This is a genomic window from Spirosoma sp., from assembly GCF_026391055.1.
In the GTDB taxonomy this organism is placed as follows: domain Bacteria; phylum Bacteroidota; class Bacteroidia; order Cytophagales; family Spirosomataceae; genus Spirosoma.
The window spans coordinates 16551-37851 of sequence record NZ_JAPLET010000012.1 but is presented as its reverse complement, the minus strand read 5'-3'; the positions used below and the strand labels follow the sequence as shown (position 1 = coordinate 37851).

The following is a 21301-nucleotide window of genomic DNA, read 5'->3' as shown; positions in this document are numbered from 1 at the left end:
CCGTTGATTTCTTTTTTTGCAAAGGTACAAGTGAACGGGTGGAACTTACCCATTTTTATGAAAATCCACGAGTGCTACAGCGGGTGCTTTAATAATACGACCCATTGTTAAACCGGTTTGTTCAACAGCCTCCCGCAGCTGATCGGCGAAATAATACGCAATGGAGCCAACGAAATGGACAGGCCCTGTTTCAGACTCCGGAAAGCGCTTCACGTAGGTTGTCAGAAAGAGGACAAAGGCGTCGATCACCAACTCAGTTATGTACGGCTCATTGAGATGAGCAAACAGAAACGGTGTAAAGGACGCGAAGTACCGATTGGGGTACGGTTTCTGGTAGGCATTTTCCAGTAAGGTCGGGCGGTCGAGCGCATATTGGTTCTGGAAGGCCGCCCACAAATTGGCTGGCAGCCGCTCCTGAAAGAAGTCGCGAACGAGGGTTTTACCCAGATACCCACCGCTCCCCTCATCGCCTAGCCAGAACCCCAGCGACTGAATGCCTCGCGTAATCTGATTACCGTCGTAGCAACAGGCATTGGCCCCCGTTCCGAGGATACAGACTATTCCCGACTCATGACCCAGAGCCCCCCTTGCCGCGCCCAGCATATCGCTATTCACGTCAACCGTTTGTAAGGCTGGCAAAACAACCCGCAAGGCATCGGCAATGATATGGTTTACCGCTGGCCCTGTACAGCCGGTACCATAGTAGAAAACGTTCGTTACGGCGGCATCCGTCAGATAAGGAATAAGCTGTATCTGCAACGTTGCTACGATTTGTTGAGTAGTCTGATAATATGGATTGAAACCATCCGTTTGAATAGCGCGGGGCTGTCCATCAGCAGTTACCAGTTGCCAGTCGGTTTTTGTTGAACCGCTATCAGCGATTAAAAGCATAGATAAATACGAGTAGCGTAACGGTTGCGGTTAACGTAGTTTGCCGACAGCGGAAAAACGGTCAAAAACGCTGTTCGAATGGGGTGCATCGACGAGTTCGTCGGTGAGGTCCTGCCCGGCCCAGTGTTCGTAGTGCTTGCCATTGCGCCAAAGGCGTGAGTTCGACAGGTCGTAAATGATCCCTTCGTACGCACACCATATCTCGTCCCGGTCCTGCCCGTTTCGGAGGGCCAGTTGCGATCGGGTGTAGGTTGGCAATGGCGCTTCATGAGTTGGCATGGTCTATCCGTTCAGTCAAACTACAGGAATAATTGATCATCCTTTTTGTGAGTGACAACAAAATTAGCGTAACTTAGCCACTTCTGTTCCCATTGCATTTTATTAACCATGAGAAAGATTCATTACATCGCTTTTCTTTCAGTAGTAACCCTGATTAGTGCGTTAATAGGCTGTAAGAGTAATAAACCCGCTCCTGTTTCGGAGCGAATTGCGAAAGCCTGGTCCGCCAGTAAAGTTGACGAGGGCACCGTTACGGTCTATACAAAAGGCGGAACGGCCAACGTACGCAACTACGGCTCCTTTAAACTCGACCTGAGCCAGGCCCCTACGGTTCGCTACACGGAGTTTGACGGCAATGTATTTGTTGGCAAGTACTCTGTTCCCTCCGACAATCGCCTTGTACTGACTGACCTGACCCCTTCCCCAACCGGTGCCAATGGCACAATTGAATTCGTAATCAATTCAATTGATGATTCCAGCGTTACGCTCACACGGACAACGACCAGCCAGAAAACCGGTAACACAACGAATGTTTACACGCTGACCAATCCGTAGGACATCAGCAAACCAATTCATACGAAAAGCCGTTCCGTATAGCAATCGGAGCGGCTTTTTCCGTACCCACGGGTTTCAACACGGGTTGTTGATAAACTAAAAAGCACGGGTTGAAACCCGTGGGTACATTATTCAATACTTTATGACTGATCTTAATACAATTGGTGAAATTGGCCTTATAGAACGTATTCGGCAGGCAACGCCCGCGTCTACCCATTCCGAAACGGTGCGCGGTATTGGCGATGATGCCGCCGTGTTCGACTGGGGCGACGACTATGGTCTCCTATCGACCGATATGTTGGTAGAAGGCATCCATTTCGACCTGACGTATGTTCCGTTGAAACACCTCGGTTATAAGGCCATCACCTTTGGCGTCTCGGATATTGCCGCCATGAATGGACTACCTGTGCAAGTGACTGTAAGCATTGCCTTGAGCAGCCGGTTTCCGGTAGAGGCCATCGACGAACTATATGAGGGTATCCGGGCGGCCTGCGAGGCTTACAAGGTTGATCTGGTTGGGGGCGATACCACAGCCTCTCGCTCTGGTCTGATCATTTCGGTGTCGGTGCTCGGCAAAGTCCCGAAGAACCTGATTACCTACCGAAACACCGCGAAACCCAATGATGTCGTTTGCGTAACGGGCGATCTGGGAGCCGCTTATCTGGGCCTTCAACTACTGGAACGCGAGAAACAGGTGTTCCTCGCCGACCCAAATATGCAGCCCAATCTCTCCGAAGAACGGGCCTATCTGGTACAGCGCCAACTCCGCCCCGATGCCCGCACCGATATGGTTCACGAACTCCGCGACCTCGGCATTCGGCCAACGTCAATGATCGACATTTCGGACGGACTGGCGTCTGAACTCCTTCACCTCTGCCATCAGTCGGGTACTGGCGCGATTATCTTTGATGAAAATATTCCAATCGACGACCAGACGCATCTGGCGGCCGATGAGTTCAAGATCAGCCCGATAACGGCCGCCTTAAATGGGGGCGAAGATTACGAATTGCTCTTTACGGTTCCTCCGCAGGAGTTTGAAAAACTGTCGGCCAACGCCCGTATTACAGCCATTGGCTACCTGACGGCTGATCCTAAGCAAATTGTTCTGGCCACGAAAGCCGGCCAGCAAACGCCGATTCGGGCGCAGGGCTGGAACCAGTAATTAGCCGCTACGCGACTGGCGCGCCCCATACGATGCAGAAACGAGTCCGGTTTGATTTTGAGATTCATTTCACCAACGGCGGTAGCCTGAAAGGTGAAGACTTTCGGTTGGATATTGACGGCGATACCATTTCCGATCAGGCCCTGACGGATTATATTATTGCCGATTTACGGTTGTTGATGGTGGGGCGAACGTGTATTCTCAACAAAGAGATTATTACCGAAGCGCACAAGCGGACACCCGTAGCCGACGCGGGACAACGGACGCGCCTTGTCGATTTGAGCCATACCATTGAAGATGGTCTTGTTACCTACAAAGGGCTGCCCGCACCCATCGTCTGCGATTATCTGAGCCGGGAATCCTCCCGTCAGTTCTACGAAGCCGGTACCGAGTTCCAGATTGGTAAGATCGAGATGGTTACCAATACCGGAACCTATCTGGATTGCCCTTTTCACCGATATGCAGATGGCAAAGACTTATCTGAGTTCGGGCTTGAAGCGTTTACGGATCTGGAAGGCACCGTTATTCGCGTCCCTCATACCGATACGCTGGCCATTACGGAAACTCATTTGCAGGCATACGAAATCAGAAATCGGGCCGTCCTGATCCATACCGGCTGGGCTGATTTCTGGAACACCGATGCGTATTACGAAAATCACCCGTTCCTGACTGCTGATGCAGCTACCTACCTGCGCGATTGCGGGGTGAAGCTGGTGGGTATCGACTCGCACAACATCGATGATACTCGCGGAAATAGCCGACCGGTACATTCTACCTTGCTGGGCGCTGATATTCTGATTGTGGAACACTTGTGTAATCTGGATGCTCTTCCCGCCACCGGCTTTACCTTCAGCGCTACGCCACCCAAATTCAAGGGCGTCGGAACATTCCCCGTGCGGGCTATGGCAAAAGTATGCTAGTGAGTTGTACCCACTGACTTTAGTCCGTGTTTTGAGTAAAGCACTACTTACATAGCAAACACGGGCTAAAGTCCGTGGGTACAACTTACTACTTTACAAATTTATATATCCACTCCGATACCGTTGCCATTGTATTAATTGTCGCCTTATCGTCTTTAATCTCCTTCGACAGGAGAACCAGGACATACTTCCGACCATCGGGTAACAGAACGATGCCGGAGTCATGCCGAACACCGGCTATTGAGCCCGTCTTATGCGCTACCTTCACGTCTTTGGGCAACTTTCCAGGAATGGCGTCGTTGAATTTCTGGTCGAGTAGCGTGTTAATCATGGCTTTCGACGCATCGGGACTAACGGCTCCCCCCCTTGCAATTTTTTCAAAAATGACCATCAGATCGTAGGCGGTTGTCGTGTTGTTAAGCCCCTGGGCGAAAGCCTTGCTGTCTTCTACCCCCCGCCGAACCTGAATGTCTTTTGCGCCTAAATCGCGCATGGTCTGCGTTACATTTTGAGCACCAACGCGCTCAATCACCATGTTTGTTGCCAGATTACTGCTCACAATAATCATGTCATATACCAAATTCGCTAGGGTTCGCTTCGTCCCTACGGCTTTGTAGATACTCGTGTCGCTATCCTGCTCGGCACGAAGGTTGTAGGGGCTACCATCCACAATACTCTTGAAGTCCGTCGTGATGGTCATGGAATCCTGAAGGGCCAGTTTATGCTGAGCGGCCTGCTTGTAGACCTCAATCATGACCGGCGTTTTCATGGTACTGGCCGCATGGAACACCTCATGCTCCCGAATGAGCAATTCCTTACCGGTTGTGAGATCTTTGAAGGCAACGGCAAAAATACCGGGCTGCTTACTCAACTCCTGCTCGATCTGCTGCCGTAACTTCGATAAAGTCGTGCGTGATTGAGCTGCTACGGGTAACCACAAAGCCGATACAAAGGCCAAGCCAATGGTCAGAAAAAGAGTTTTGGTTTTTGTTCGTCGACGCGACGCTGCTGGTCTATACCTGGTCATATAGCCAAAAATGCAGTCAATCCGGGACATTTCCTCACTTTACCCGCACGAATTTTGAATAACAGGGCTGCGCCTGATTACAGTTCGACAACAGCATGAGCATATCCTGCTGCACAACAAACCGCTGCTGAAATGGCGTGTTTGCTCCGTTGGTACTGATAAAGAAATTAACAAACAGACTGTCGGGATACGTGGTGTCCACTCTGAAGTACTTGATAGAGCGGTAATAAGTCATTTCAGTGCCACTTGAGGCAAGCTGGCCATCAGCACCGAAGGTAAGCGTTTGCGGTGGAACAGCCGGATAACGTTTGGTCGTATAAAATGAGGTGTCGCGTCGAACAAAAATAGTGTCGAGCTTCGTAATCGTTGTGTCTTTCCGTACCGTTTGGCCACCCACCGTAACCTGAATGGTATCGTGCCGGACATTGAGATTGACCGTCAGAATTGACTTGGTCGAATCTTTGGAAAAATAACGCTCCACGAGTTGCCATGTACCCGTAAGGCGAGGGTCGCCGGGGCCGGGTGAAAAGCTGGCTGCATTGTTCTTACAATCAATAAGAAGACAGGCCAGCAACAGGGTCAGACTCAGGTAAAAAACGTTTCTCACAGGCTAATTAAGGGATCATAAAGCTAACGAACAGAGTCATAATCCCATTGTTTCGTCGGCTTCTCCTTCCTGAAAAGTTCTTTTCTGTCTTTCTGACGGAAGCAAAACACCAACGTATGCATCGGAATTTCGCTTCCATCAGAAAGACAGAAAAGACTTAACAAAAAACTTTATACAAACTCCATGCCCCTTTCTTTGGCGTCGGCAACAAAGTTTTTGACTTTCTGTTCTTCCTCTTTACGGCAAATCATGAGTACATTGTCGTACTCTGCCACAATATAGCCATCCAGTCCGTTAACGACTACCAGCCGGTCTTTCGGGGTTTTTATGATGCAGTTTTTGGTATCGTACAACATGATATGCCCGTCGATCACGTTGAGGTCGTCGTTCTTGTCCGATACTTCATACAATGATTTCCAGGTGCCCAGATCCGACCAGCCGAAGTCACTCAGCACAACGTACACATTCCCGGCCTTCTCCATGATACCGTTGTCAATAGAGATGCTGCGCGTGAGTGAGTAAGCTTTATCGACAAACGCTTTTTCCCGTTCGGCATAATAAGCCTCGTTTCCTTCTTCGAAAATCTCGGCAACTTCGGGCAGATACGCTTCGAAAGCCTTGATAATGGATTGGGCGTTCCAAACGAAAATACCGGCATTCCAGACAAACTCACCACTTTCCAGAAACTGCTGGGCAAGCTCCAGATGGGGTTTCTCGGTGAACGTCTTTACCCGCCGTAGCGCTGACTTTTCGACGGATTCGCCCTCTTCCGCAACGTACTGGATATACCCATAACCCGTGTCGGGGCGGCTTGGCTGAATGCCAAGAGTTACCAGAATATCATGCCCTTTAGTTGCATCAAGAGCGGTCTGAATCGTCCGTTTAAACTCTTCTTCTTTCAGGATAATATGGTCGGCGGGTGCTACAACAATGTTAGCTTCCGGGTCTTTCTGAGCAATTTTGTAACAGGCGTAAGCGATGCAGGGTGCGGTGTTTCGGGCCACAGGCTCGCATAATACCTGATCGTCAGATAATTGAGGAAGCTGCTGCTGGCAAAGATCTTTATAGAGCGAGCTGGTAACGATAAAAATATTTTCGGGTGGACAAACGCCATCAAATCGGTCGGCAGTCTGTTGAAGCAGGGTTCGGCCGGTGCCGAGTACATCGTGGAATTGCTTGGGATAGCTTGTTCGGCTGAAAGGCCAGAATCGCGTTCCGACACCTCCCGCCATGATAACAACATACGTATGATTCATTGACACTGAGTTATTTTGCAGCAAAGTTGTAACTATCTACTTGATTTATAAAGTACTGGATTGATTTACGATTCAGCGGACAGAAAAAGTATGAGATGTAGGATATAAGATGCATGATATAGGATATATGGCATAGAGTGAACCAACTTTATCTCACACTTCCCCCTCACCCACCTCCTTAAAAGTCTCCACCTATGGTTCTTAGCAAAGCTACCGCAAACTGAACTTCCTGACTGCGAAGTTGCACCAGTTGCTGTTCAGTCGTTAGAATGGTCCGCTGCGCATCCAGCACTTCCAGATAGGTAGCCAGCCCACGCACGTACAATTCGCGGTTATACTGCTCCGTTCGGCGGGCCAGAGCAACTGTTTGACCCTGTAAGTCTATTTGCTGACGAAGCATGGTCAGGTTATCGAGGGCGGTTTCGGCATCGCGCTGGGCGAGTTGAAGTGCCTGTAGGTACACCTGCTGATTGGTCTGCGTCTGCTGTTTCGATAAGGCAATGTTCTGGCGGGCGCGGTGGCCTTCATACAGCGGTACCGACGCATTAACACCAACAAGGTACGTTGCGGCACTGGGCGTAAACCAGTTACCTATTTTGCCTGCCAGCACCCCGCCCGAGCCAACCAGCGTTACGCGTGGCTGGGTGCTGGCCTGCTGTAAAATTACCTGCGCTGACGCAATCTGGTTTTGCCGGATAAATTGCACCAGATCCGGCCGACGCTGGAGCTGTTCCGCCGTAACGCTGGCGTACGGATAAGTGGGAATTGTTTGCGGCAACGCACCAGATGGCACCTGGAAGGCAGTCGGGTCCTGCCCGCAAAGCTGAGCCAGTCCGTTAACCAGCTCGACGCGGGCGCGTTCCAGCCCTTTGAGCGTCACCTGCAAACCGGCGTAGTCGGTTTCTGCCCGCTGTACGTCGATCTGGTTGATCAACCCCACCCGAAAACGCTCACGAAGAATGGACAGAGTGGTATCTCTCGACTGGATATTCCGGCGAAAAACGCCCTGCTCTGCGTCATTACCGCGAATGAGCATGTAGGTGCGGGCAATGTCTGACGCCAGCGAAAGCCGGAACGACTGAAAATCGGCGTCACTGGCCTGCGCCTGTAAGTTGGCAACGGCAATCCCGCTGCGAATCCGTTTGAACAAGTCAAGCTCGTAGCTGGCATCGACGGGCAGCAACTGAAATGTATTCAACTGAAACCGGGGCAATAAATCGGCCTGATTGGGTACCGAAAGCGGACGTCGCTCCGATAAACTCTGGGTCGTAACCAGTGCCGAACTCCGCAGCGACGGCGATAAAAAGGACTGCGCGATACGAACCCGGATTCGTGACTCCTCAAGTCGGCTGAGCGCGGCCCGGAGATTGGGACTATTGTCCAGCCCCTCCTGAATCAATGACTCCAGCATCGGGTCGCCAAACCGCCGAAAACCACTGGTTGTGAGCGTTGGCACCAGATCGATAGCCGACACGGTTGGTGTGGCGTTTCCCATTGGACTTGCTACCTGCGGCTGCACTGTTCCCGGCGAGTTAGCCGGGCCGGTGCCCGGCTGAATGGTAACCGAACCGCCCGGCGCATTGAGCGGGGTCGTCTGCGCATTGACCTGAGCGACGAAAAGACTTAAAACGAATACACTACGAAACAATTTCATCATCGTTGAACTATGATTTTTTCGGCTGGGGCTTTCCGAAACCTTACTTTCTGACCATCCCGCAAGCGGTCGTTTGGGTTGGTAACAACTAACTCCTGCCCGGTCAGGCCACTCACAGCTTCGAGCGTTGTGCCATAATCGCGACCAAGTTTGATCGGCACAAAATGAACCCGCTGACCACTATCGACTACTACTACCCGTGGTCCATCGGGTGTTATCTGCAAGGCGTTGGCCGGAATCAGTACGGGAGCCTGGGCGGCAATCATATCGAACTTTACCAGGCTATACAGCCCGGCGGGTAAACTTTCTTTGGCATTGGGAATTACGACTTCGGCCAGCAATGTTCGTGAATCGCTGCGTAAGGCCCCCGACGTATGCATAACTTTTCCCTGGAAGGTCTGATTTTTCAGCTCAGGAATCGTAACCGTAGCGGGCATCCCGATTTTCATGTACTGGTAATACGTTTGCGGCACATCGACAAATACCCGCAGTGAGCCCACTTCCGAGAGCGTAAACAGCGGCTGCCCCGTTCCCGGCGATACCAGTGTCCCGTTTTCGGCCGTCCGGCTGGTGATGATTCCGCTAAAGGGTGCCCGAATCTGCTGCAGATTTTTCAGCGCCTGCAACCGGCCGACATTGGCCTCCGCTACCGTCACCGCCGACCGGCGCGTATCAACATCCTGCCGGGCAATGGCACCGGGCAACTGCACACTTTGCAGACGGTCGAGGTTAGTTTGGGCCAGTTGCAGATCGGCTTTGGCACGGGCAATGTCCTGGTCCAGTTCGGGTACGTCGATGATAGCCAGCAGCTGCCCCTGTTTAACCTGTCCGCCAATGTCGACATACCACCGTCGCAGAAAGCCCTGCGTGCGGGCGTAGAGGGGCGTTTGCCGGAATGGCTGAATCTGGCCGGGCAAAGTAAGCCCGGTTGTATCGGACGAGTGCTTGAGCGGCACCGCGTTCACGATAGGGTCACGGCTCTTTTCCTCCGAAACGGCCGCTTTCAGTTCCTGCGTATTACGCATTCGGGGCAATACACCGAAAAAGACGAACACGGCAACCAACAGCAAAAGAGGAATCAGGATGCGAAGTGCTTTCATGGAGTAAGATTAACTAGTGTATTCAGGTTCTGGATAGACAAACGGCGCGTTTTATGGGTCATACCGAAAAACAACGGCTTCGTCTGATTTTACAAAGTTTCGACATGGACGACGGCTTCGTTGTTAAGTGGGCCGTAGAGATGCGGAAAGGCTTCGTTGTTAGTAGCCAGTTCGTACTTCAGTTCACTGGTCAGCTTGCTGGTATCGATGTGCAGCAGCAATAAATCGGGCACGGCTTGATAATAGCGGCTTAGCGTTCCTGCCACCTGTTCTTTGGTAGACAGATGAATGAAGCCTTCCGTTTGCAGGCTGGGCGCTTCGTAGGTAGACGTGTTTTCCTGCTGTTGCCAGTCGGCGGCTGAAACAATATGGTAAATGAGGTTCATTAAGCAGACTTGGGTTTGCGGGCCAGATAGCTGAATACAACAGGAACAAAGAGGAGTGTGGTAAAGGTAGCCAGCAGCAGGCCGCCAATTACCGCCCGGCCCAGCGGAGCGTTCTGCTCCCCACCTTCACCTAGGCCCAGCGACATCGGCAGCATACCGATAATCATAGCAATAGCGGTCATAATAATGGGGCGCAGGCGGGTTCGACCCGCTTCGAGGGCGGCTTCGTAAGCGTTACCACCCACTTCAGGCAGGTGGTCTTTGGCAAAGCTGACCAGCAGAATACTGTTGGCCGTGGCTACACCTACACTCATAATAGCTCCCATAAGCGACGGAATACTAAACGTTGTACCCGTCAGGAACAGCATCCAGACCATGCCGCACAAAGCACCCGGCAGGGCAGTGATAATAATGAATGGATAACGGAACGACTGGAAGTTGACAACCATGAGCAGATACACCAGCAAGGCCGCAAAGACAATGCCCAGGCCCAGTCGGCTAAAGGCGCTTTCCATGCTCTCTACCTGCCCGCGAATGGAGATGACGTTTCCGGGCTTGAGTTGTGTTTTGTATTCGGCCGTGATTTCTTCCAGCGCTTTGGCTACCGAACCCAGGTCCGTTTTCTCGACCGAGGCATACACATCGTAACTCGGCTGGGTATTGACCCGGTTGATGATGACCGGTGCCGTGGTGCGCTTCATGGTCATTACGTTACTCAGCAGTTGGGGCGTAGACCGGTCGGCCGGGCCAGCCGCGACGGGGGTTTGCAGCAACTTGTCGTACGAGTCCAGTTTGTAGGGTGGCGTTTGTACAGCAATGATGTAGGGGAAACCCGTATTTGGATCGGGCCAGAAGTTGGGACGGGTCTGGCCGGTGCCACTCAGCGAAATATTGAGGTTAGTGGCCACCCGCTGCTCGGTCAGGCCCAGTTGTCCGGCCCGCTCCCGGTCGACCGACAGAAAGAGTTCGGGAGCATCAAGCACCTGATGCAGGTGTACATCCACGGCACCGGGCACCTGCGCTATTTTTTGCTCCAGTTCGCGGGCTACTTTGAGGTTATTTGCCCGGTCGAAACCCGACACCTGCACGTCGATGGCGGCCGTCAGACCAAAATTCAAAATCTGGCTGACGATATCGGCGGGCAGAAAAAAGTACGTTACATCCGGCATTTCCTCGCGCAGCTTGGACCGAAGCTCGCGAACATAATCGATGGTTGGGTTCTTCCGATCTTCACTCAGGGAGATAAGCAATTCAGCATCTGCCGAGCTGGCGGTCGAGTTATCCGAGAAGAAAAAGTTATATCGCTCCGACGTCAGACCAATGTTGCTGATCACCGAGCTTACCTCTTCTTCCGGAATGACCTCCCGAACGATTTCGGTGGTTTGCGCGGCAATCTGCTCGGTATATTCCAGCCTGGACCCTACCGGCGCACGCAGGTGCAGTTTAATCTGCCCACCATCCACCTGCGGAAAGAAATCCCGGCCAACGAACGGAAGCAGTATAAACGTAAACACCACAACGACCAGAAAAACAGCAAACACCGTTCGCCGATTAGCCAGCACCCACTCCAGCGCCCGAATATACCGCGCCTGAAACCGGTCGAAACCCGCATTGAAACGGTTATAAAAGCGAGCAAAGGCATTGGGCCGTTTACCGCCCGCATGATTATGCTGCGTTTCGCCACGCAGCATCAGGTCGGCCAGGGCGGGTACTAACGTACGGGATAGTATATACGATGCCAGCATGGCAAATACCACCGCTTCGGCCAAAGGGCCGAATAGGAAACGCGCCGGACCTTCGAGAAACAGCACCGACGTAAACACGATACAGATAGTAAGTGTCGATACCAGCGTTGGGGTAGCAATCTGCTGGGCCCCTTCCAGAATAGCCTGCCGCAGGGGCAATCCCAGTTCTTCGTTTCGGTGAATATTCTCGATGGTTACGGTGGCGTCGTCGACCAGAATACCGATGGCCAATGCCAGTCCGCCCAGCGTCTGAATATTGAGCGTTTCGCCAAGCAGATACAACACAATCAGCGACGCCAGAATGGATAGCGGAATCGAAATGGCCACAATAAGCGTGCTGCGCCAGCTTCCCAGAAACAGCAGAATAAGTCCGGCCGTCAGCAAAGCCGCAATCAACCCTTCTATCAGCACCCCCTTAATAGAGGCCCGCACAAATACCGATTGATCGAACAGGGCTTCGACCCGAAGGTTCGATGGAGCGGCAGCGCGTACGGTCGGCAAAATCTGGTTTTTGATTTTATCGACAATTTCGGTCGTCGATGCATTGCCCGTTTTTACGATCCGCATCAGCACCCCTTTGCTGCCGTCCTGCTTCACAATATTGGACTGAACAGCCGCGCCGTCGTGCACATTAGCCACATCGCGCATGTGTACGGTGGTACCACCAATGATTTTAATGGGAATATCGTTGAGGGTATTGATCACATCCGGTTTGGAGTTCAGGCGGATGTTGTACTCCCGTTCGGCCAGCCGGAGCGAACCACCGGGCAGGGTTAAATTCTGGGCCGCAACGGCATTGGTTACTTCTTCGGGCGTGACGTTGTAAGCCACGAGCTGGTCGGGGTCCAGATCGACCGCAATCTGGCGGCTCTTCCCGCCAAATCCCTGTGAGAGACGGCTTCCCGGCACCGTCGAGATTTGCGGTCGAACGCGCGTTTGGGCATAGTCGGTAATCTGGGCTTCGGTCAGGCTATCGGATGAAAGGCCAAGCTGGAGAACCGGTACGTCGGTGGCATTATAGCGTACAATGAGCGGTGGTTGCGTACCGGGTGGCATCCGCACCAGAATTGTCTGTGAAATAGCCGTCACCTGCGCCAGCGCTTCTTCAATCTTGACCGTTGGCTGAAAGTATATTTTCAAAACAGCGGTACCATTATACGTCTGTGATTCGAGCCGTTGAATGTCGCTGACGTTATTGATAAGGGAGGTTTCGGAGAAATTGGTGATCATCTTCTCCATTTCGTTAGTCGACAGACCAGTATAGCCCCAGATGACCGAAACGACCGGAATATTGATTCTTGGAAAGATGTCGGTTGGCATTTGAATGACAGCCAACCCGCCCATAATCATAATGAGCAACGCCATTACAGCGATGGTGTATTTTTTTTCAAGCGCCAGGCGTACAATCCACATGATGAGCCAACAAAAACAAAAAATTAGCGAATACTGCGCATATACTATTACTCAATCGGGCAGGAAGAGCAATGTACAATTGCATAAATCCAAGAAGTCAAAGGAGATGAAGTACCGTTTCTAACTAACCATCAGGCAATTTAGTTGGATTATTCCAAAAAAGCCAATCGACATTATTGACTTATTCAAAGAATAAATTGTTATGACAACTTTTTTGTTAAAGTAAACGGATGGAATGTACCTGTCTGCTATTGACAGGAAATCCTCTTAATTTTGTAACAAACAAATCAATTTGAGTTATGCCAAAGGCACAGATGAATACCGACAAGGGGACGATGCTGATCGAGTTTTTCGAGAAAGATGCGCCCAAAGCGGTTGATAACTTTATTACGCTTGCCAAGAAGGGATTTTACGACGGCGTTAAATTTCACCGGGTTATCCCTAATTTCATGATTCAGGGGGGCGACCCAACCGGCACCGGAGCGGGTGGACCGGGTTACACCATCGACTGCGAGCTCACGGGCGACAATCAATACCACGACCGGGGTGTTTTGTCGATGGCGCACGCAGGACGCAATACGGGTGGTTCGCAGTTTTTCATCTGCCACAACCGTCAGAATACGGCCCACCTCGACCGCAACCATACTGTTTTTGGTAAAGTTGTAGACGGGCTGGACGTTATCGACCAGATTAAGCAGGGCGATAAAATCAACAGCATTACGGTTATTGAAGAATAGTAAAAATTTTAACCTTGTTGTATCAGGAAGCAGTCTGCTTCCTGATACAACAAGGTTTCTTATATAGGATACCTAACTATATACCGGCGTCTTCTTCGAGATCAGACCAATAATGGCCAGCACTACGGCCACAATAGCAGCTGCTCCGGCCACCAATGGTATCTGTCCAACGCCCTCCTGCTCCACCGCAATAGCCGCATACGCCCAGGCAAATACCAGAATATACGCTACACTTCGGAAGCGGTTAAAGACGATAGCCCCTACTACCAGACCAACGATCAAAATGGCAATGGCCCAGGTCTGTTCGCTTAGCCCCATCAGGCTGAATTCCGTCGATTTCAGAAAGACCGTTACGTTTAGAATCGTTGCAACGGTGAGCCAGCCAAAGTAGATCGAAAAAGGGATGCGGGTCACCCACGTTTCTGTCCCCGAAGCCGGTGACTCGGGCAGGGTTATATCGGGGTCGGCGTCAATGATAGGCACGTGCTTTCGTTCCAGCAGGCGCTGCTCAATAACGACCAGCGACAGCAGCATGATGAGAATAACGACCAGCGCTAACCCTATTTTCTCGTTGTTGAAAAGCGGGCTCCAGATGGCGTTACCGAACGCATTCAGCACCACCCACCAGCCGATGGCCCGGAAGCGCGGGTTCGTGCGCTGCGAGCCAAGTCCCTGATAGATACTGAAGGCCAGCAGTCCCAAAAAGATGACTCCCCAAATGGAAAAGGCGTACCCGGCGGGCGTAATCAACGTATGGTACTGATCTGAAATTTCCTTATTTGTCTTCCCCCCAAAAGCAGCCATGTTGGACAGGTAGTTCATGACAATAAGGGTGATAATACTAAAGAGTACGAAGAACTGGCGGAGTTTGTCGTTTTGCATAAGAAAAAGGCCTGATTACCTTTTAGTAACCAGGCCCTTCAAGGTAGTGTTTACGGATAGTAAAACCTAAACCCCTACCCTACTTGTATCGACGCCCCTAAAGTTCAAGAATCTTGAACTCCGTTCGACGGTTACGCTGGTGCTCCTCTTCGGTTTTGGCGTTCTTCACAATCAGCTGTGTTTCGCCATACCCTTTGGCGATCATCCGATCTGCTTCAATACCCTTCGAAACAATATACTCAACGGCCGACTTAGCCCGGTTCTGCGACAGGCGCATGTTGTAGGCATCCGGTGCACGAACGTCGGTGTGTGAACTCAACTCAATTTTCAGCGTTGGATTATCCTTCAGAATCGTCACCAGCTTATCAAGTTCTTCGGCCGCATCTGGTCGGATATTAAACTTGTCGAGATCGTAATAGATGTTCTCCAGTACAAACGTTTTGTTGAGCGTTGCCCGGTCGAGCAGCAGGGCCACGTTAAAGGTAGTGTCGGTCTGCGCTTTCGTCAGGAAAACGGCAGGAATACTCTTACCCTGCATGGTAAACTGTTCACGGCGGGTCAGGTAACCCCGGCGCTCAGCCAGAATGGTGTAGTCCTTGCCTTCCTGTAACGGATACTTGCCAAATGTGCCCGGTTGGCCGGTTGTGGCTTCGGCAATGGGCTGGCCCGTAGCATCGTCCAGAATGCGAACCCGTGCCGAGTCGAGCGGGACAATGGGGGTTTCATTGGCCGAAACCGTTCCGGCAATGAAGTAGCGCACAACTTTGGGTGCATTGGCCGGTGGCGTCTGCACAATCGTTGTTGAATCGGTAGCCGGACCTTCCTGGAAGAAATAAATGTCATCATCTCCTTTGCCACCACCCCGGTTCGAGGCCATATAACCTTTGGTCGGATCGGTATAGATCAGCCCGAAATCATCGGCGGGCGAGTTGATAGGCTGGCCCATGTTTTCGACCCGTGTTACCCCACCCGAACGGGTCGCTACGAAAATATCCAGCTTGCCTAAGCCAGGATGCCCGTCGGAAGCAAAATACAGTTTGGCGTTGGCACCTACATAGGGGAACATCTCATCGCCCGGCGTATTGATGTCGCGGCCCATGTTAACGGGTCGGCTGAAACGGCCCGACGCGTCGATGCTGGTCCGGTACAGGTCGATGCCACCGGCACCACCGGCCCGGTTCGACGCAAAGTACAACGTTTTGCCATCGGCCGAAAACGCGGGCGAACCGTCCCACGCCAGCGAATCGCTGATGGGTAGACGCAGGGGTTGGCTCCAGGTATTGTTGTCGCCTAATCGGCTGATGAAGAGGTCAACATCCAGCCCACCTTTGCGCTTGCCATTGTTGCCCCGCGCCAGAATCATGGTCTTGCCATCTTTCGAGAAAGCGGGCGTTCCTTCGTTCACATCACCCTGGAAAACGTTCGTACTGAACGGTTCCGGCTGGCCCGATGCACCACCTGTACTACCCGTTTCGTCGGGTTTCTGGTTCAATTTGGTCTTGTACAACCCAAGCATGGGCTGGCCGTTATTCTTGTAAATAGTTTCTTTCCGCGACGCGGTGAAAACCAGCTCCTCGCCCCGCACCACGGGGGCAAACTCAGCCCCCGGCGAATTGAGGTTGCTCATGTTACGAAGCGTAATAAGCGATTTATTCTGGGCGATGATGTTGATCGCTTTCAGCGTCTCCACTTCGCGACGGGCTTTATCGAGCGTGGCTTTAGCGGTCGTTTTCGGCGCATTGGCCACATACTGCTGCAATTGCTCCAGCGCCCCGGTATAATTTCCCAGCGATTTCAGCGCGTAGGCGTAGTTGAAGCGGGCATCCGGCTCAGTTGTATTGGCTTCGATGGCTTTCTGGTAGAACGGAACAGCCTCGCCAAATCGGTTGGATAGTCGGTATGATTCAGCGGTATAATAGTTCAGGCGGGCGGGGTCAATGGAGCCTTTGGCAGCCTTCTGGAACTGGGTTAGGGCCAGATTATATTCACCGGCGTCATAGTGACGGACTCCTTTTTTATACGCCTGCATGGCCGAATTGCAGCCCGTAAGTCCGCTGGCCAGACCGAACACGACGAGCAGTACAGATAACGTATTGATTTTCATATGGCTAAAAAAAGCAAATCGCTGTTTCCCGCTCAAGATACTGGAAATTCGGGCGGGACATACGTTTAACGATTATAATCGCTTTTTATTGAGGGTTGTTCACAGGAACGCGGGTTTCCATTTGCGATTTGTAGTCCCCGATTTTGACGATTACAAAGCGCAAATAGAAACCCGCGTTACTTACTCTATTGCCTTACGCCTGTTGCGCTACACCGGCCTCTTCGGCTACTTCTGTTGCGTACTCGTCAACAGGAATGCAGGAGCAAACAAGATTCCGGTCACCGTAGGCCGAATCAATACGGCTTACACTTGGCCAGAACTTACGGGCACGAACCTGTGGCAGCGGGAAAACAGCTTTCTCGCGGCTATAAGGTCGGTTCCAGGTATCACTTAGGGCAACCGTTGCCGTATGGGGCGCATGTTTCAGTACGTTGCTGGCGCGGTCGGCTTCGCCCGCTTCGACTTCCCGAATTTCGTTGCGAATGGCAATCATGGCTTCACAGAACCGGTCGAGTTCGGCTTTCGATTCCGACTCCGTTGGTTCGATCATCATCGTACCCGCTACCGGGAACGACACCGTTGGCGCGTGAAAACCATAGTCCATCAGTCGCTTGGCGATGTCCTCCACTTCAACACCCGTTGTAGCTTTGAACGGACGGCAGTCGATGATCATTTCGTGGGCACATCGACCGTTGGTACCGGTGTACAGTGTATCGTAATGGCCATCCAGACGCGCTTTGATGTAGTTGGCGTTCAGGATGGCCCGCTTCGTCGCGTTTGTCAGTCCTTCGCCACCCATCATCGCAATGTAAGCGTACGAAATGGTGAGGATACTGGCCGAGCCATAAGGGGCTGCAGAAACCGCATGAATGGCCTGATCGCCACCGACATGCACCACCGCATGACCCGGCAGGAATGGCACCAGCTGCGACGCCACACCGATGGGGCCCATACCCGGACCACCACCACCGTGCGGAATGCAGAAGGTTTTGTGCAGGTTCAGGTGGCAAACATCGGCACCAATGGCCGCCGGAGAGGTCAAACCAACCTGGGCGTTCATGTTCGCGCCGTCCATATACACCTGCCCGCCATGCTGGTGGATGATGTCGCAGATTTCCTTAATGCTTTCTTCAAATACCCCGTGCGTGGATGGATAGGTAACCATCAAACACGACAGGTCGTTACTGTATTGTTCGGCTTTCGCTTTCAGATCGGCTACGTCGATGTTACCGCGCTCATCGCACTTCACGATCACGACTTTCATACCGGCCATCACGGCGCTGGCGGGGTTAGTGCCGTGCGCCGACTGTGGAATCAGGGAGATTGTCCGGTGGAAATCCCCCCGGCTTTCGTGGTACGCCCGAATCACCATCAGACCGGCGTATTCGCCCTGAGCACCGGAGTTGGGTTGCAGCGACATGGCCGCAAAGCCCGTTACCTCGCAAAGCCAGGCGTTCAGCTCGGTAAACATCTGCTGGTAGCCCGCCGTCTGATCTTTCGGTGCAAATGGATGCAGCTTGCCCAACTCGGGCCAGGTAACCGGAATCATTTCGGCGGTGGCGTTCAGTTTCATGGTACAGCTACCGAGCGAAATCATGGAATGGACCAGCGAAAGGTCTTTTTCTTCCAGCGATTTCAGGTACCGAAGCATTTCGTGTTCGGTATGGTGTGTGTTGAACACCGGGTGAGTGAGGTAGTCTGACTGCCGGATGAGCGGGTCGGGCCAGGTAATTTCCAGACTTTCCAGAATGGCATCCATGTCTGGCTTGATCCCGAAAACGGTCAGCAGTTCGGTGACATCGTGGAGCGATTTAGCTTCATCGAAAGATACACCTACGTGCTCTTCATCGTCAAAATACCGAAGGTTGATTTGAGCGGCCTTCGCCGATTTTTTCAGCGATTCGGTATCCGATACGCTCACTTTAACGGTGTCGAAGTAATTTTCGGTATTGACGTCATACCCATTCCAGCGAAGCGCCGTAGCGAAGATTTTGGTGAGGGTGTGTACCTGCTCGGCAATGGCACGAAGCCGTTCGGGGCCATGATACACAGCATAGCTACCAGCCATTACGGCCAGCAATACCTGTGCGGTACAAATATTTGAGGTCGCCTTTTCGCGACGGATGTGCTGCTCACGGGTTTGAAGCGCCATGCGCAAAGCGGGGCGGCCTTCGGCATCCTGCGACACTCCGATGATCCGGCCCGGAATCTGCCGTTTGAAGGCATCGCGGGTAGCGAAGAACGCGGCATGTGGTCCACCATACCCCATAGGCACGCCAAACCGCTGCGACGAACCAACCACCACATCGGCACCCATTTCGCCGGGAGGGGTGAGCAAAGTCAGTGCCAGCAGATCGGCGGCAACGGCAACGGTAATGTTCAGTTCGTGGGCCGTTGCAATCAGGTCAGTATAGTCGAATACTTCACCATCCGAAGCGGGGTATTGCAGCAGCATCCCGAATATTTCGCCACTGGTCAGGTCGACCGCGCGGTGATCGCCGATGAGTACGTTTACGCCAATGGGGGTAGCCCGCGTTAGTACTACATCAATGGTTTGGGGATGGCAGCGCTCCGACACAAAGAAGGTAGACGCCGATTTTTTCTGGGCCGGACGCATGGCGTACAGCATATGCATGGCTTCGGCGGCTGCGGTTGCTTCATCGAGCAGCGACGCATTGGCCAGGTCCATGCCCGTCAGATCCGAAATTACCGTCTGGAAGTTCAGCAGGGCTTCGAGTCGTCCCTGGGCTATTTCGGCCTGGTAGGGCGTATAGGCGGTATACCAGGCTGGATTTTCGAGAATGTTGCGGAGGATAACGTTCGGGGTCAGGGTGTCATAATAACCCGTGCCGATGTACGATTTAAAGATTTTGTTCTGTCCGGCAACCTTTTTAAAATCAGCCAGAAAGGCCATTTCTGATTTTGGTTCGGGCAGATTCAGGGGATTTGCCAGCCGAATTGCGTCGGGTACTGTCTGGCTAATCAGTTCGTCAATTGATTCCACGCCAACGGTCTGGAGAATCTCGGCCAGTGCCGCGTCGGTTTGACCGTGATGTCGGTCTTCAAATAGGTCTGTCTGTTGAAGTTTTAGTTTCATGCCGGGATCACCCACCTTTTCGTTTTAATGGAAACTCAAATTTACGGCAAAACGTGCGAAGTCGGCGGATTCGGCACATTAGTTGTTAACTTTCGTTTGGAACATACATTGATGTCCTGTTTTTATCCTGTATCTAACCCTCTATCAACGCATTTATATGAAACAGGCACTCCTCAATACGGTGTCAACGGCCCTCGACAAACTAGGCTTCGACGGTGATCGTGTGCTGTTTAAAACGGCCATTTTAGCCCACAAGCTCGGCTTGAAGGAGCCAATCGACAATAGTAAGCCGTATAACTTTGGCGACTTCTCGATGTACGTCGATCCGCACGATACCCTCCAGATTATCAACTCGGGGAAGTTTGAAGAAACCGAAACCCAGACCATTCTTTCGTTCGTGAAAGCCAACACGGTGATGCTCGATATTGGCGCCAACATGGGTTTTTACAGCATCCGGGTGGGCCAGAAAGCCGTACATGGCAAAGTGTTTGCCTTTGAACCCGACCCCGGCAACTATGCAACCCTCCAAAAAAACCTGGTTCTCAATAACCTGACAAACGTAACGGCATACAATGCGGCTTTGTCCGATAAAAAAGAGACGCTCCGTCTGTATAAACATCCTTTCAACGTTGGTGATTATCGACTCTACAACGACGGTGATTTTACCGAATACGTCGATGTGCCAACGCTGCGGCTCGATGATACGATTAAGGAACGGGTAGACCTCATCAAGATCGACGTTCAAGGGTTCGAGTACTTTGTTCTGAAAGGTGGACAGGCTCTTTTAGCGAAGTATATGCCCATTGTCATCAGTGAATTCTGGCCGCGTGGGTTATACAATAGCGGGGCTTCTCCCGCCGATTATCTGTCGATGATGCAGGACCTGGGTTACGGTGTCAGTCAGATTGATGAGGAGAAAAATGAAGTGGTCACTACGACGTATGACGCTTTGTTTGACTTAGGGAAGAAGCCCGTTAACCGGTACATCAATTTAGTTTTTCAGGCTAGTGTATAACGTTTTAGCAGTTTGACCGAGGGGTTCAGCACTCCCGCTGCGTTAAACGACATAAACTTTACCCTCTACTTATCTGGGTATTCGTATGCCTTCTCCTAAAGACTTTACACCATCCCGATCATAGTATTCCGTGTAGCGAATTTATTTTTCAGAAAGAATGACATTCTCCCAGGTTACCCGCAACCCATAGGATAGCGTATACTGAATCATTGTTTTTTCCGGATTTGTAAAACCCCAGGTAAGCGACGCTGTTGAAGAATTCTGTCCGGAATACTTTCCCGTATTGTCGCTGAAAAACTCAATGTATTCTTCGGAGAAGCTTTCTGTATTCTGCGTTCCGTCCCGTTTGTAATAGTGTGGAACATTGTTTTGCAGGTAACGCAGCTCATCAAGTTTCCAGGCAGTAGCTGTTAATAACTGCTCGGGAGTTTTGGGCACTACGTCAGCTTGCTTACACCCCAAAACCGTTAC

18 protein-coding genes are annotated in these 21301 nt (G+C 51.9%); 5 read left to right on the top strand and 13 right to left on the bottom strand.

From position 1 onward, the window contains the following. Positions 1-45: 45 nt before the first annotated feature. The gene (locus NT073_RS04465) at positions 46-891 is read right to left on the bottom strand and encodes an N-acetylglucosamine kinase (RefSeq protein ID WP_297369418.1); all 846 of its coding nucleotides are present in this window, start codon (positions 889-891) and stop codon (positions 46-48) included. 30 nt (positions 892-921) lie between these two features. Beyond that, a complete protein-coding gene (locus tag NT073_RS04460; RefSeq protein ID WP_297369415.1) occupies positions 922-1170 on the bottom strand; it encodes a cytochrome b5 domain-containing protein in 249 nt (82 codons plus the stop codon). Between the two features lie 108 nt (positions 1171-1278). Here NT073_RS04460 and NT073_RS04455 point away from each other — a divergent pair, with 108 nt between their 5' ends. The 3 genes from NT073_RS04455 (at position 1279) to NT073_RS04445 (ending at position 3807) form a co-directional block, all read left to right on the top strand. After that, a complete protein-coding gene (locus tag NT073_RS04455; RefSeq protein WP_297369412.1) occupies positions 1279-1725 on the top strand; it encodes a hypothetical protein in 447 nt (148 codons plus the stop codon). Positions 1726-1867: 142 nt separating this feature from the next. After that, positions 1868-2887 (top strand): thiamine-phosphate kinase, encoded by a 1020-nt coding sequence (gene thiL, locus NT073_RS04450; protein WP_297369410.1) that lies wholly within the window; start codon positions 1868-1870, stop codon positions 2885-2887. A 32-nt stretch (positions 2888-2919) separates the two neighbouring features. Then, positions 2920-3807 (top strand): cyclase family protein, encoded by an 888-nt coding sequence (locus NT073_RS04445; RefSeq protein ID WP_297369407.1) that lies wholly within the window; start codon positions 2920-2922, stop codon positions 3805-3807. An 88-nt stretch (positions 3808-3895) separates the two neighbouring features. On the opposite strand, the gene NT073_RS04440 is transcribed toward NT073_RS04445, so the two are convergent. The 7 genes from NT073_RS04440 to NT073_RS04410 all read right to left on the bottom strand — a co-directional run bounded on the left by NT073_RS04440 (position 3896) and on the right by NT073_RS04410 (position 12995). Continuing rightward, entirely contained in the window at positions 3896-4834 is a 939-nt protein-coding gene (locus NT073_RS04440; RefSeq protein WP_297369405.1) for a serine hydrolase, read from the bottom strand. A gap of 34 nt (positions 4835-4868) precedes the next feature. Then, the gene (locus tag NT073_RS04435; protein ID WP_297369402.1) at positions 4869-5441 is read right to left on the bottom strand and encodes a hypothetical protein; all 573 of its coding nucleotides are present in this window, start codon (positions 5439-5441) and stop codon (positions 4869-4871) included. A gap of 170 nt (positions 5442-5611) precedes the next feature. After that, the gene (locus NT073_RS04430) at positions 5612-6697 is read right to left on the bottom strand and encodes a mannose-1-phosphate guanylyltransferase (protein WP_297369399.1); all 1086 of its coding nucleotides are present in this window, start codon (positions 6695-6697) and stop codon (positions 5612-5614) included. 178 nt (positions 6698-6875) lie between these two features. Then, positions 6876-8354: an efflux transporter outer membrane subunit gene (locus NT073_RS04425; RefSeq protein ID WP_297369397.1), complete on the bottom strand. Its 1479-nt coding sequence runs from the start codon at positions 8352-8354 to the stop codon at positions 6876-6878. Next, complete coding sequence (locus NT073_RS04420; protein ID WP_297369394.1) at positions 8351-9451, bottom strand: efflux RND transporter periplasmic adaptor subunit; 1101 nt, start codon at positions 9449-9451, stop codon at positions 8351-8353. Before NT073_RS04420 ends, NT073_RS04425 begins: the two co-directional genes overlap by 4 nt. Before the next feature lie 89 nt (positions 9452-9540). After that, the gene (locus tag NT073_RS04415; protein ID WP_297369391.1) at positions 9541-9837 is read right to left on the bottom strand and encodes a DUF952 domain-containing protein; all 297 of its coding nucleotides are present in this window, start codon (positions 9835-9837) and stop codon (positions 9541-9543) included. After that, positions 9837-12995 carry an efflux RND transporter permease subunit gene (locus NT073_RS04410; protein ID WP_297369388.1) on the bottom strand — a complete coding sequence of 1053 codons (3159 nt, stop codon included), beginning with the start codon at positions 12993-12995 and terminating at the stop codon, positions 9837-9839. Before NT073_RS04410 ends, NT073_RS04415 begins: the two co-directional genes overlap by 1 nt. 299 nt (positions 12996-13294) lie before the next feature. Here NT073_RS04410 and NT073_RS04405 point away from each other — a divergent pair, with 299 nt between their 5' ends. Beyond that, positions 13295-13732, top strand: a complete 438-nt coding sequence (locus NT073_RS04405) for a peptidylprolyl isomerase (protein ID WP_297369384.1) — start codon at positions 13295-13297, stop codon at positions 13730-13732. A 72-nt stretch (positions 13733-13804) separates the two neighbouring features. On the opposite strand, the gene NT073_RS04400 is transcribed toward NT073_RS04405, so the two are convergent. The 3 genes from NT073_RS04400 to gcvP all read right to left on the bottom strand — a co-directional run bounded on the left by NT073_RS04400 (position 13805) and on the right by gcvP (position 19815). Further along, positions 13805-14614, bottom strand: a complete 810-nt coding sequence (locus NT073_RS04400; protein WP_297369381.1) for a tryptophan-rich sensory protein — start codon at positions 14612-14614, stop codon at positions 13805-13807. 97 nt (positions 14615-14711) lie between these two features. After that, positions 14712-16718 carry an OmpA family protein gene (locus NT073_RS04395; protein ID WP_297369379.1) on the bottom strand — a complete coding sequence of 669 codons (2007 nt, stop codon included), beginning with the start codon at positions 16716-16718 and terminating at the stop codon, positions 14712-14714. 193 nt (positions 16719-16911) lie between these two features. Beyond that, on the bottom strand, positions 16912-19815 hold the full coding sequence (gene gcvP, locus NT073_RS04390; RefSeq protein ID WP_297369376.1) for an aminomethyl-transferring glycine dehydrogenase: 2904 nt from the start codon (positions 19813-19815) through the stop codon (positions 16912-16914). 157 nt (positions 19816-19972) lie between these two features. Between gcvP and NT073_RS04385 the strand changes: the two genes are divergently transcribed. Next, on the top strand, positions 19973-20830 hold the full coding sequence (locus NT073_RS04385; RefSeq protein WP_297369373.1) for an FkbM family methyltransferase: 858 nt from the start codon (positions 19973-19975) through the stop codon (positions 20828-20830). Between the two features lie 141 nt (positions 20831-20971). On the opposite strand, the gene NT073_RS04380 is transcribed toward NT073_RS04385, so the two are convergent. Continuing rightward, positions 20972-21268 carry a hypothetical protein gene (locus NT073_RS04380; RefSeq protein ID WP_297369371.1) on the bottom strand — a complete coding sequence of 99 codons (297 nt, stop codon included), beginning with the start codon at positions 21266-21268 and terminating at the stop codon, positions 20972-20974. Between the last annotated feature and the right edge of the window lie 33 nt (positions 21269-21301).